At 50.1% G+C, this 12,209-nt stretch carries 15 protein-coding genes; 12 read left to right on the top strand and 3 right to left on the bottom strand.

What is annotated here, in order from left to right; all coding sequences use genetic code 11:
• Positions 1 to 121: 121 nt before the first annotated feature.
• A complete protein-coding gene (locus tag M3193_RS09510; RefSeq protein ID WP_251626810.1) occupies positions 122 to 1,204 on the bottom strand; it encodes a CdaR family transcriptional regulator in 1,083 nt (360 codons plus the stop codon).
• A 127-nt stretch (positions 1,205 to 1,331) separates the two neighbouring features.
• Between M3193_RS09510 and M3193_RS09505 the strand changes: the two genes are divergently transcribed.
• The 12 genes from M3193_RS09505 (at position 1,332) to M3193_RS09450 (ending at position 11,454) form a co-directional block, all read left to right on the top strand.
• Positions 1,332 to 2,468 carry a glycerate kinase gene (locus tag M3193_RS09505; RefSeq protein ID WP_251626807.1) on the top strand — a complete coding sequence of 379 codons (1,137 nt, stop codon included), beginning with the start codon at positions 1,332 to 1,334 and terminating at the stop codon, positions 2,466 to 2,468.
• Positions 2,469 to 2,471: 3 nt separating this feature from the next.
• Positions 2,472 to 3,818, top strand: a complete 1,347-nt coding sequence (locus M3193_RS09500) for a GntP family permease (RefSeq protein WP_251626805.1) — start codon at positions 2,472 to 2,474, stop codon at positions 3,816 to 3,818.
• The gene (locus tag M3193_RS09495) at positions 3,815 to 4,003 is read left to right on the top strand and encodes a hypothetical protein (protein WP_251626803.1); all 189 of its coding nucleotides are present in this window, start codon (positions 3,815 to 3,817) and stop codon (positions 4,001 to 4,003) included. The genes M3193_RS09500 and M3193_RS09495 overlap by 4 nt, the downstream gene beginning before the upstream one ends.
• 267 nt (positions 4,004 to 4,270) lie before the next feature.
• Positions 4,271 to 4,732, top strand: a complete 462-nt coding sequence (locus tag M3193_RS09490) for a flavin reductase family protein (protein ID WP_251626801.1) — start codon at positions 4,271 to 4,273, stop codon at positions 4,730 to 4,732.
• A gap of 149 nt (positions 4,733 to 4,881) precedes the next feature.
• Positions 4,882 to 6,429 (top strand): 4-hydroxyphenylacetate 3-hydroxylase family protein, encoded by a 1,548-nt coding sequence (locus M3193_RS09485; protein WP_251626799.1) that lies wholly within the window; start codon positions 4,882 to 4,884, stop codon positions 6,427 to 6,429.
• Entirely contained in the window at positions 6,426 to 7,277 is an 852-nt protein-coding gene (locus M3193_RS09480) for an alpha/beta fold hydrolase (RefSeq protein WP_251626798.1), read from the top strand. Before M3193_RS09485 ends, M3193_RS09480 begins: the two co-directional genes overlap by 4 nt.
• Complete coding sequence (locus M3193_RS09475) at positions 7,270 to 7,977, top strand: carboxymuconolactone decarboxylase family protein (protein ID WP_251626797.1); 708 nt, start codon at positions 7,270 to 7,272, stop codon at positions 7,975 to 7,977. The genes M3193_RS09480 and M3193_RS09475 overlap by 8 nt, the downstream gene beginning before the upstream one ends.
• A 1-nt stretch (position 7,978) precedes the next feature.
• Positions 7,979 to 8,704: a CoA transferase subunit A gene (locus M3193_RS09470; protein ID WP_251626796.1), complete on the top strand. Its 726-nt coding sequence runs from the start codon at positions 7,979 to 7,981 to the stop codon at positions 8,702 to 8,704.
• Positions 8,658 to 9,290 carry a 3-oxoacid CoA-transferase subunit B gene (locus tag M3193_RS09465; protein ID WP_251627264.1) on the top strand — a complete coding sequence of 211 codons (633 nt, stop codon included), beginning with the start codon at positions 8,658 to 8,660 and terminating at the stop codon, positions 9,288 to 9,290. The genes M3193_RS09470 and M3193_RS09465 overlap by 47 nt, the downstream gene beginning before the upstream one ends.
• Positions 9,290 to 10,405: a muconate cycloisomerase family protein gene (locus tag M3193_RS09460; RefSeq protein ID WP_251626795.1), complete on the top strand. Its 1,116-nt coding sequence runs from the start codon at positions 9,290 to 9,292 to the stop codon at positions 10,403 to 10,405. The genes M3193_RS09465 and M3193_RS09460 overlap by 1 nt, the downstream gene beginning before the upstream one ends.
• A 27-nt stretch (positions 10,406 to 10,432) precedes the next feature.
• Positions 10,433 to 11,224 carry a dioxygenase gene (locus M3193_RS09455; protein ID WP_251626794.1) on the top strand — a complete coding sequence of 264 codons (792 nt, stop codon included), beginning with the start codon at positions 10,433 to 10,435 and terminating at the stop codon, positions 11,222 to 11,224.
• Positions 11,221 to 11,454 carry a hypothetical protein gene (locus tag M3193_RS09450; protein ID WP_251626792.1) on the top strand — a complete coding sequence of 78 codons (234 nt, stop codon included), beginning with the start codon at positions 11,221 to 11,223 and terminating at the stop codon, positions 11,452 to 11,454. Before M3193_RS09455 ends, M3193_RS09450 begins: the two co-directional genes overlap by 4 nt.
• A 90-nt stretch (positions 11,455 to 11,544) precedes the next feature.
• Here the strand turns inward: M3193_RS09450 and M3193_RS09445 are convergent, their stop codons facing one another.
• Together M3193_RS09445 and M3193_RS09440 are read right to left on the bottom strand one after the other, a co-directional pair.
• Positions 11,545 to 11,748: a hypothetical protein gene (locus M3193_RS09445; protein ID WP_251626787.1), complete on the bottom strand. Its 204-nt coding sequence runs from the start codon at positions 11,746 to 11,748 to the stop codon at positions 11,545 to 11,547.
• Between the two features lie 12 nt (positions 11,749 to 11,760).
• On the bottom strand, positions 11,761 to 12,204 hold the full coding sequence (locus M3193_RS09440) for an NUDIX hydrolase (protein ID WP_251626786.1): 444 nt from the start codon (positions 12,202 to 12,204) through the stop codon (positions 11,761 to 11,763).
• Positions 12,205 to 12,209 lie beyond the last annotated feature (5 nt).

Here is a 12,209-nt window from a genome sequence, read left to right as displayed (position 1 = left end):
CGTCCGTCTGAGCGGTGATAAACATGCTATGAACGGTGATAAATCCGGAATGAGCGGTGATAATCATGCGATAAGCGGTGATAAACTCGCCCAATTCGGTGATAACCACAAAAGTCCCTTTTCACTCATCCCTAACTAGCAATGCTATGTGAAATAGGACCGCGTCCCGGAAGCGGGTCGGATCCAATGACGTCAGTTCCTTCACTTTCCGTAGGCGATAGGTCAATGTATGCCGGTGGATGGCGAGAGCAGCTGCCGTTTCGCCGATCACTTGGTCGTGTTCGAAAAAAGCTTCCAACGTTTCAATGAGCTGCTCGTTCAATCCAGCGAGGATCCGCCTGGCAAAGCGTTCTTTCATTTGGAATGGGCTACTTTTTAAGAGAGCAATCAGCTCAATGTCATCATAGAAGTAATGGATTTGCTCATTCGAATTCCCGTACTCAATTGCATACTTTGCTGTTTCATACGAATGGGAGATGCCCTCCAAGTTCTTGACTGGCAACCCGACGCCGATTTTAGCGGAGGAATCCTTTTGGAATAAAGAAAGGATTTTCTGCAGCTTCAACTCAAGCACAGACATTTTCACGACGGACAGAACGATGAACAATTCATTCAACTGGGAGTGACCGATTAGAGTTGTGTTTATCTCGAATTGCTCTTCCATCGTTTCAATTAATCGCTGAGGAGATTCAGGCAAATTATTTGTTTTCACTACTAGCGCTACATAAGGTGCGGTCATGTTGAATTCCAATAAGACGAGCCGGTCGATGACGATCGGTGTAAGCGGGCCGCTATCAATCAGCTCTTTAAAAACGAGCTCCTTAGCCTTCTGTTTCCATTCAGCTTCCGATGTAATGAGTGCCTGATGGACCATCATCTCGGTCGTCAATTGAACGAGCGTTGCAATATCTTTCAATTCATCGGGATGGCCGGTAATGCCGATGACGCCGATTAATCGGTCCTTATAATAGATGGGCATATTCACGCCAGGCTTTGCTCCTTGCCAATCCGCTGTATTCACTTCATCTATCCAAAGCGGTCGTCTCGTTTTAGCGACATGCGCTGCGCCTTCATGGATGCGGTCGATGCGTTCTTTCTCCCCGGAAGCCAAGATTACTCCATTCGTATCCATCACATTCAAATTCCTGTCCAACCTGAACATCGTTTGTTCCACGATTTCCTCTGCCAGCTTCTTCGTAATCAAAAATTCACCCCCATGTATAAAAAACCACTTCATTTTCACGTGAAACTTATACATTAAGTATAATGTATTTTTGTTTTCAAAACATATAATTAAATGTAAGCGTTTTAGTAGTCTAGGAGGTGCTTTGATGAAGGTGATTGTGGCACCTGATTCATTTAAAGGAAGTTTGACAGCTATCGAAGCCGCCGAGGCGATGGCTGCAGGTATACATGATGTCGATCCGGACATCCGGACGGTTCTGCTCCCGGCAGCGGACGGCGGTGAAGGAACGATGAGAAGCTTGGTCGATGCGACGAATGGTAGATACGTGTCTGTGATTGTGGAAGACCCGCTAGGCAGACCGATTAGCGCAACATATGGCTTTCTCGGAGACGGCGAGACGTGCGCCATCGAAATTGCCGAAGCTTCAGGACTTATGAGATTGAAGGAAAATGAAAAGAATCCGCTCGCCGCGTCTTCCTACGGCACCGGTGAATTGATCAAACATGCATTGGACAGCGGTTTTCGAAAATTCATCATCGGCCTCGGAGGGAGCGCAACAAATGACGGGGGAGCGGGCATCCTCCAAGCCCTTGGCATGCGTTTGTTGAATAAAGAAGGGATTGAACTGCCGAAGGGGGGAGGCGGACTCGAGCATATCCGTTCCATTGATCGGGAAAATTGGGATGCCCGCATTGCGGAAAGTGAGTTTTTAATCGCGAGTGATGTGAAAAATCCATTCGTCGGCAGCGACGGTGCATCGGCTGTGTTCGGACCGCAGAAGGGGGCGGCTCCGGCTGACGTGGACATTCTTGACCGGAATTTGCGGAAATTCGCCGACGCGATTGAAAAAGAAACAGGCATTGCCCTTCATACGAAAGAAGGTGCAGGTGCTGCCGGAGGAGCGGGAGGTGCATTCCAGGCGTTCTTCGATTGTGAGATGCGGCAAGGGATCGATGTCGTGCTTGAAGCGATTGATTTTGAGTGCCAAGTGAAAGATGCGGATTTGATCATTACGGGGGAAGGGAAGACGGATGTGCAGACGTTTTCCGGAAAAACGCCGCTCGGCATTGCGCAGGCCGCGCATCGGGAAGGGAAGCCTGTCATTCTCATTTCGGGGGCTGTGGATGCAGAAAGTCGGGATGCATTGACGCCGCTGTTTACGGAAGTCCACGCGATCATGGATGAAGATGTGTCCGTGGAAGAAGCGATTGCGGATGCTTTCAATCTTTTGCGCAAGAAGACAAAACAGGTGATGGAATTCATTACAGAAAAAGGGGTGTAGGGAATGTTGTTTGCAATGATTGCGTTGAGTGTAGTCCTCATCGTAGTTCTGACAGCTGTGTTCAAAGTCCATCCGTTTTTATCATTGCTAGCGGGAGCGTTTTTCGTCGGCATCACATCCGGCATGCCACTGTTGACCGTTGTAGATAATGTAAACGAAGGCTTCGGAGGGTTGATGAAAGGAATCGGGCTCGTCATTGTCGCGGGTACGATCATCGGCGTCATACTTGAGAAATCGGGCGCTGCATACCGGATGGCGGAAGTCGTGTTGCGCCTGATCGGGGAGAAACGTCCTCAATTGGCGATGTCCATTATCGGATATATCGTATCGATTCCAGTTTTCTGTGATTCTGGTTTCATTATTTTATCCAGCTTGAAAAAAGCTTTGGCGAAGCGGGCGAAAGTTGCGATTGCGTCGATGGCTGTTGCGCTTGCGACAGGGCTTTATGCAACGCATACGTTAGTGCCGCCGACGCCGGGTCCGATTGCAGCGGCTGGTAATATCAAGGCTGAAGATTATTTGGGCACGATTATTTTGATCGGCCTTATCGTCGCCATTCCTGCTGTCATTGTCGGTTATTTATGGGCAGTAAGGGTCGGAACGAAGATTTCCGTGCTGGAAGATGTAGAGGATAACGGTCTTGATTATGATGAAATCGTTAAGTCGTTCGGCGAAATGCCTTCGACGTTCAAAGCGTTCCTTCCGATCGTTTTGCCAATCGTTCTCATCGGCGTCGGTTCTGTGGCAAAATTGACTTTGGCGGAAGGTGGTTTCAACAACTTCCTTCAATTTTTAGGCGCGCCTTCAGTTGCCTTGTTATTAGGTGTCCTTGCCGCGTTTCTGCTGCTGCCGAAATGGAATGAAGAGACGTTGACGAAGTGGATCGGGGAGGGGCTGAAAGAAGCAGCGCCGATATTGCTCATTACAGGAGCGGGTGGCGCGTTCGGAAGAGTCATTTCGAACTCGGGTGTCGCTGAATTGATTGGTGAGATGAATTTCGATGCATTGGCTGGTGGCGCATTCTTCCTTCTCGTTCCATTTTTCATTGCAGCAGCGCTGAAAACGGCGCAAGGTTCGTCAACTGCGGCGTTGGTCATCACGTCAACGTTGGTTGCTCCGTTGCTGCCGGCGATGGGAATTGAGGGAGCGATCCCACTCGCCCTCATCGTCATGGCAATCGGTGCAGGCGCGATGACGGTGAGCCACGTGAACGACAGCTTCTTTTGGGTCGTCACCGAGTTCAGCGGCATGAAAGTGACGGATGCGTATAAGGCGCAGACAATGGCGACATTGCTGCAAGGTGTGACAACGATTGTTGTTACGATGGTTCTTTGGATGATACTAGTTTGATGGATAGCGCTGATTCCTGTTGGGGGGATCGGCGTTTTTTATGGGGAAATGGGGGAATCGGTGGTAAAGCGTCGAGATTCGGTGGTAAAGTGCTGAGAATCGGTGGTAATGTGCAGAGCAACGGTGGTAAACACGTCCGAATCGGTGGTAAACCAGTTGACATGATCAACTTAGGTGGTAATTAATGGTCGGCCGGTGATAAACAATGCGTAAATGGTGATAATCGATGCTTGAGCGGTGATAAAGTGCTACTAAGCGGTGATAACAGCTCCATGAGCGGTGATAAAGTGCCGAGTCGGTGATAAATTCGCCCAAGTCGGTGATAAACATGTCCAAGTCGGTGATAACCCTTAATCGGCATATGCCGGCCAATACCATGCATATAGTAAATGCAAGAGTTGTCCATTTGTCCAGATTTATCATATAACAATTACTGGAAAGGGGATGAATGTATGGATGAACAAACGTTGGATATACGGGAGCTGCGCAACTGCTTCGGGCGGTTTGCGACGGGCGTGACTGTTGTGACGTGTGCGCATGAGCAAGGGAAGCATGGGATGACGGCGAATTCCTTCACTTCGGTTTCGCTTGATCCGCCGCTAGTGCTTGTGTCGGTGGATCAGCGGGCGAAAGCGTTGCCTTACTTGAAGGGTAATCAATTCACCGTCAACATTTTACGGGACAAACAGCAGGATGCGGCGATGCATTTTGCGGGCAGGCCACAAGATCCAGCACCTTTTGAATGGGATGGCACACGGATTAAAGGTTCGCTTGCCTATTTGGAATGTGAACCGTGGGCGGAGTATGATGGCGGCGACCATGTTCTTGTTGTCGGGAAAGTGAAACGGTTTGCATATGAAGATGGGACACCACTCGCTTTTTATGGCGGTAAGTTTTCGAAAGTGGAGATATGATGAAATGACTGGCTTTCTAGAGGATGCATTCCCTGGCGGCCGGTCGTTTTTTATTTCGGCATGAAATTACGCCATTTTGTCCTGCTTCGGCATTTTTCCTATAAGACAGGCATACGTATAGGTGTAATGGGACAAGGAGGAGTGAATTTATGCCAGTTGAACAGGAGAAGAAGACGTTATTGCCTTTAACAGGCAAGGAGTATTTAGAAAGCTTGAAGGATGGGCGGGAAATTTGGCTGCATGGCGAGAAGGTGAAGGATGTGACGACGCATCCGGCTTTCCGGAATGCGGCGAGGTCGATTGCCCGGCTGTATGATGCATTGCATGACGAGAAGACGAAGGAAGTCCTGACGGTTGAGACGGATACGGGGAATGGCGGCTTCACGCAGAAGTATTTCCGTGTGGACAAGAGTGCGCAGGACTTATTGGAGTCCCGCGATGCAATTGCGCAATGGGCACGACTGACATACGGGCAGATGGGCAGGTCGCCGGATTACAAGGCGGCATTCCTCGCTACGCTCGGTGCGGACCCGGATTACTACGGGAAGTACGCGGACAATGCGCGCCGGTGGTACAAGGAGGCGCAGGAGCGGAATTGGTTCTTCAACCATGCGATCATCAATCCGCCGGTGGACAGGCATAAGCCGCTTGACGCGGTTGCCGACATTTTTGTCCGGGCTGTCGGGGAGACGGAGCAAGGGGTCATCGTCAGCGGGGCGAAGATGGTCGCGACGGGATCTGCGTTGACGAATTATAATTTCGTCGCCCATTACGGCGCTGCGCCGATTACGAAGGAGGAGTTCGCGCTCGTTTTCGTGGCGGCGATGGATACGCCGGGCGTGAAGCTTGTGAGCCGTGCGTCGTATGAAATGAATGCCGCTGTAATGGGAAGTCCGTTCGACTACCCATTGAGCAGCCGGTTCGATGAAAACGACTCGGTCCTCATTTTCGACAACGCGCTCATCCCTTGGGAGAATATCATCATCTACAAAGACGTGGAGAAAGCGAACAGCTTTTTCGCGGATAGCGGCTTCCTTCACAGATTTACGTTCCACGGCGTAACGAGGCTCGCGGTCAAGCTTGACTTCGTTTCGGGTTTATTGCTGAAAGCGGTCAAAATGAACGGCTCTGACCAATTCCGAGGCGTCCAAGTGAATGTCGGCGAGGTGCTTGCCTGGAAGAACATGTTCTGGGCGCTAAGCGACGCGATGGCGCTGAACCCGGATGAAGGGCGCAATGGGACAAAGCTGCCGAATTTGAATTACGGGCTCGCATACCGGATGTTCATGTCCGAAGGGTGGCCACGGGTGAAGGAAATTATCGAGAATGTCGTCGCGGGAAGCCTGATTGCGCAGCCGTCAAGCTCAAAGGATTTTCAAAATCCTGAACTGCGTCCGCTGTTGGATAAACTATATCGCGGTTCATACGGCGTAGGGGCAGAAGAAAAAATCAAGCTCATCAAATTGCTGTGGGATGCCATCGGGACGGAATATGGCGGCAGGCATGAACTGTACGAGCGCAATTACTCCGGCAACCATGAAAACATCCGGCTCGAAAACTTGGTCGTCGCCAATATGAGCGGGCAGGCGGACCAATTCGAGAAGTTCGCCGAAGAATGCTTGGGCGACTACGACTTGAACGGCTGGACGAATGACACGTGGATCAACCCGGACGATGTGAGCTATTTTAAAGAATGACAAAACGACAATACAAAGTTGAACTGGAAGGACGTTACTTGCAAATCGTCGATTACCCGGGCGAAAAGGGGACGATCATTGCGCTTCACGGTCTTACCGGGACACATAAGAACATGCTTCATTACGCGCAAAGCTTGCAGGGCGACTATCGAGTCATCGCCTGTGATTTACGGGGGAGGGGCGACAGTTCGGAGATGGGTGACGTCCCCTCCATCTTCTCCCATGCCGAGGACATAAAAGAATTGATGGCGGTTATGGGAATAAAAGACCCGATATTGCTCGGTCATTCAATGGGTGCCTTCATTTCCGCAATTGTAGCAAGCGAATTGCCGTCGGTGAAAGGCCTCGTCTTGCTTGACGGCGCCGCACGGATGTCGGGTCGCCAGCATGATATTGTCAAACCGTCGCTCGGGAGGCTCCGCAAGACGTATGAATCGAAGCGGGCGTATATCGAGGAGCTTCGGCAGCTATATAAACGGCTAGGCATCAAATGGACCGACGCTGTCCAGGAAATCGTGGAGTATGAAATCCATGGGACAGGCAACGGGTGGATGCACAAGTCTGCGAATGAAAATATCGAAGACGACTTTGCCAGCTTTGACTTTTTCAATCCGATTGAAGTGATGGGGAAAATAGCTTGTAAGACTTTGCTCATTCAAGCGGACGGTGGAATCGGACAATTTCCGCCATTTTTCACGGATGCGGATTACGTAGAAACGAAAAAACATACATCGAAACTGACGACGTTCAATTCGGATAGCAATCATTACACGATGGTCTTCGAGAAACAAGAAGATATTTTAGATGAAATCCGGAAGTTCTTGGATGGGGTGATCTTGGATGAGTAGCGGATTGGACTATTTCAAGGAAGTGTATGGCGCTGTTCCTGGTTGGGTGGAAAAAATGCATGCCTATCGGCCGGATGCGCTTGATCATTACACTACCTTGCGCAGCGCCATCATGGGGGAAGGGCTTTTAACCGGCAAGGAAAAGGACCTCCTTCTCGTCGGAATCAATGCAGCGAGGAGCTACGAACGCAGCATGGTCTATCATACGAAAGGCGCGATCGACGGGGGCGCCACAATCCCGGAGCTGATTGAATACTTGCTTGTCGCGTACCGGTATGGCGGTCTCATAGCGCTGCAAACTGGCATTCAATCCGTGAAGTATGCACTTTCATTAAAAGGACTGCCTGAGGGACAGATGCCTTACGGAGTATGCAACGAGCATGTGTTAAGTTATTTTCTCTCCATCTTAGATGATGAAGATACATGGTTTGTATTAAACATCTTGAAAGCGCCGGAGGAACTGCAGGACGACTTGCTATTGGTGAGCGGAGTCGTCAGTGCGAAGATGAAATCTTTGCTGATGGTCGGCATCAATAGTACCGCTCTACGAGGAATGGAAGCGGGGAAGTGGATGGAGAGGGCGCGTTCGGATGGCGCGACCGAAGACGAGTTGGCGGAAGTCGGTCTCCTCTGCTTGCTCACGGCAGGAATTCCGGCGTGGTTTGAGGCGAGCGACTATTTGCACGAAGGGGGTCATTGACATGGCCATCGTCTATGAAAAGGTCGAAAATGCCCTTTCTGAAATCAAAAGCGGGATGACAATCATGGTTGGGGGATTCGGTCTCGTCGGTGCGCCGCTCACATTGATCGAGGGTCTATCGGGGAAAGACGTCGATGGACTGACGATCATCAGCAATAATCTCGGTGAAGCGGGAGAAGGGCTGGGTGTGCTGCTCCGGCAGCGGAAAATCCGAAAAGCGATCGGCTCCTACTTTACAAGTAACCGGGAAGTCGGAGAAGCATTTCAGCGCGGAGAAATCGATTTGCAGCTTCTGCCCCAAGGGACGTTGGCGGAAGCGATGCGCGCTGGCGGCGCGGGAATCGGCGGATTCTATACGAAGACCGGCGTTGGAACGGAACTCGCGCAGGGGAAAGGAATACGCGAAATCAACGGGGAGCCGTATGTTTTCGAACAGGCATTGAAAGCGGATGTCGCGATCATCCGCGCGCATAAGGCGGACACGCTAGGCAATCTCATCTATTACAAGACCGCCCGGAATTTCAACCCGGTCATGGCGACCGCAGCGGATCTCGTCATTGCCGAGGTGGATGAAATTGTGGCAGCCGGAGAGCTGTCTGCGGAAGAAGTCGTCACGCCCCATCTATTCGTCGACAGGCTTATCGTTGCGAAGAAAATCCTGACGAAGGAAGGTGTCATCCATCGAAAACAATGTACAAGAGCTGATTGCGAGGCGTGCTGCCAGTGAACTGAAAGGCCCTTCTGTCGTGAACTTGGGCATCGGCATTCCAACACTCGTCGCGAAGTATGTTGAAGATGAACTCATCCACTTTCATACGGAAAACGGTTTGTTAGGCGTAACTGATGTGGAGGAAGAGGATCCGAACTTAGTGAACGCAGGGAAATTGCCGGTCGGCGAACGGGTCGGTGCTTCGTTTTTCAGCAGTGCGGAATCGTTCGGGATGATCCGCGGCGGGCATGTAGATGTTGCGATCCTCGGCGCCCTGCAAGTCGATGAAACCGGACGCATTGCCAACTGGGCCATCCCGGGGAAGAACATTATCGGAGTCGGCGGCGCGATGGACTTGCTTGTCGGAGCCAAGAAAGTGATCGTGACGACTTCCCATTTGACGAGAGACGGCAAAAGCAAACTGATGAAGATATGCACGTTTCCGCTCACGTCAACTCGCAGCGTCGACATGATCATTACGGAATTGGCCGTATTCTCTGTCGTGAATGAACAGCTGATCCTGACAGAGCTCATGCCAGGCGCAACGCTCGAGCAAGTACGGGAAAGTACGGAAGCTAATTTCCTCGAGGGAGGGTTCGAATAATGAACATTCAAACGCTCGATGTCCTCATTGTTGACCTTCCGACAATCCGGCCGCATCAGCTTGCGATGCATACGATTGTCATGCAGACGATCATCATTGTCCGGGTGACCGGGGAGGGCGGGCTGGAAGGTTGGGGAGAGGTTGCGACGATCGGCGGCGCTTCGTATTGTGCGGAAACGCCGGAAGCGATTAAGATGAATATCGAAAAGTATATAAGGCCTCTCGTCATCGGACGGAATGCAGCCCATTTCGATGCGATTTCGCAAACCGTCAATCAGCATGTCGTCGGCAACACGTTTGCGAAGGCGGCGGTGGAAGCGGCGATTGTCGAGCTTGCCGCGAAGTCGAGGGGAATCCCTGTCCATGAGTTATTCGGCGGGCAGATCCACGCGTCTTTACCCGTCGCATGGACGCTCGCGAGCGGGGATACGCGACGGGATATTGAAGAGGCGAAGGAAAGTTTACATGCGAAACGGCATAATATTTTCAAGTTGAAAATTGGCATGGGCGATCCACAACGGAATGTCGCCCACGTGCTGAAGATCAAGGAAGCTGTCGGTGACGAGGCGAGTGTCCGGGTCGATGTCAATCAAGCATGGGACGAGACGACGGCAATGTATTGCATTGAAGCGTTAGAGGATGGCGGCATCGATTTGATTGAACAGCCGCTGCCCGCTTGGAACAAAGAGGGAATGGCACGTCTGGCGGCAAGGTTCAAAGTGCCGATTATGGCGGATGAGTCGCTTGTTTCGCTTGAAGATGTATATCAAGTGGCGAAGCATCGTGCCGGGAATGTGTTTTCCATCAAGCCCGCGAACGTCGGAGGTCTATCCGCGACGAAAAAGGTGGCGGCCATTGCGGAAGCGGCAGGCATTTCGCTGTACGGCGGAACGATGATCGAATCATCGCTCGGCACAGCCATTTCCGCGCATCTCTATTCGACAATCCCCGAAATAAAGTACGGCACGGAGCTGTTCGGCCCGCTATTATTCACAGATACGGTTACGGCAAATGCGATTATGTACGAAGATTTTCAGTTGAAAGTCCCGAGCGGACCAGGCTACGGCATGGAGATGGATGTGGAGAAGATCTTCCATTACGCTAGGGATTACTAATAAAACACAAAGTGAAAGGATGAAGAGATGAATCAAAAAGTGGTGGATGTTTACAATGGAATGGTCGTTAAATTTAAGGAGTTAATTCGGGAGCATGAGTTGGATCATAACGATTACCAAGCGCTCGTCAATTGGGCAGATGAACTTGGACGTGCTGGAGAAATTCCACTTTTCATGGATGTGTTCTTTGAAACGCACGCCCTCCAGGAAATGTACAAAAATGTAGAGGGGACAGAGCCGACAATCCTCGGACCGTTCTATCTTGAAAATGCGCAGGAAATTGAAAATCCGGGCGTCATGCCGAAGCGCGAAGATGAGAAGGGCGATGTGTTTTTCTTCAGCGGCACGGTTACAGATGTAGAAGGCAACCCGCTTGCGAATACGAAAGTGGATATTTGGCAGGCGGATGCGAATGGTGAGTACTCTGGGTTTGCAGAAGGCATCCCGGCGGAAAACTTGCGTGCGGTGCTGTTCACGGATGAGAATGGAAGATTCGAAGTCCAGACGGTCGTACCGGGCGACTACTCAATACCAACTGGCGGCCCGACAGGCAAATTCCTGACATGGATCGACTCCCATCCATTCCGCCCAGCCCATCTCCATTTCCTATTCAGACCGCAAAACGGTGATCCATTGATCTCCCAGGTATTCTTCGAAGGGAATCAATACTTGGACAATGATGTTGCAAATGGCGTGCGCGGAACGCTAATCACGAAATTGGAGAAGCATGATGGGGCGGAAAAAGGGTTGGAGACTGATTTCTACACAGCCCAATTAGATTTCAAGCTGCGCTTACAGGATAAGCCTGTTTATAGTTGATAGATTGGAATGAGATGCACACAGCGGGGGCTGTGTGCATTGTTTTAATTGCCATGAGAGGGGGAGTCGGTGGTAAATCCGTTCAAGTCGGTGGTAAACTCGCCCAAGTCGGTGGTAAACTCGCCCAAGTCGGTGGTAAAGTGCTAAGAGTCGGTGGTAAACTCCTCCAAGTCGGTGGTAAACACGACCAGAGCGGTGATAACCTAATTCACACGTCAAACCCTCCTTAAAGATTTAAGTCTTATTTTGCTCACATCGGAAACAGCTATCCTTAATCAAAAAAAGCGCGAATCCATGGTATGGATATGCGCCCGTTATCTTTATCTTTTCTTCAATCTACTCTTCCTTCTATGATGAATAAACAGAAAAGCCGCTAGTATAAGTATTGGAACGTGTGTAGAAAAGTCAATGCTGAAGCCGAAATCGCCTTGAAAAAGAGTGCTTTTCATCGATTCAGTTTTACTATTTAATCCTAACTTTTCCGCAAGCTCGGCTTTTTCTTTTTCTGTTAGTTCATCATCCATTTAATTCTCTCCTTACACAATCAAACCAACTTTTTCTAATATTTTTTGTGAAGTATCGTTTAAATTTGGCAAAGAATCTAGGGGGAAGTAGGCTAACGCCAAACTTTCTTGATCTATTTTTAGTTCTCCAGTTACATCTTTAGCCTTGAAGATAACTGCAGCATTATATATCTCGTCTCCATGAGGGAATTTATAATAAAACTCCTTTCCGGAAGCTAGTCCTACTATTTCTAAACGGTTTGCAATAAGACCTGTTTCTTCATATAGCTCTTTTCTGGCAGTCTCTTCAAAACTATCTCCCAACTCCATGCCGCCTCCGGGAATTCCCCAATCGTACGTATCTGAACGCAATTGCAATAATATTTCTTTCACGTCGTTCATCACGATTATTGCTGAACCAGGAGCGATAATGGGTCTCGTTCCAATAACACTTCTAAGTGATTGAATATAGTTCATTGTTT

The sequence above is a fragment of the Sporosarcina luteola genome, from assembly GCF_023715585.1.
GTDB lineage: Bacteria > Bacillota > Bacilli > Bacillales_A > Planococcaceae > Sporosarcina > Sporosarcina luteola_D.
The sequence above is the reverse complement of the archived record's forward strand: the minus strand, read 5'-3'. Positions and strand labels throughout refer to the sequence as shown.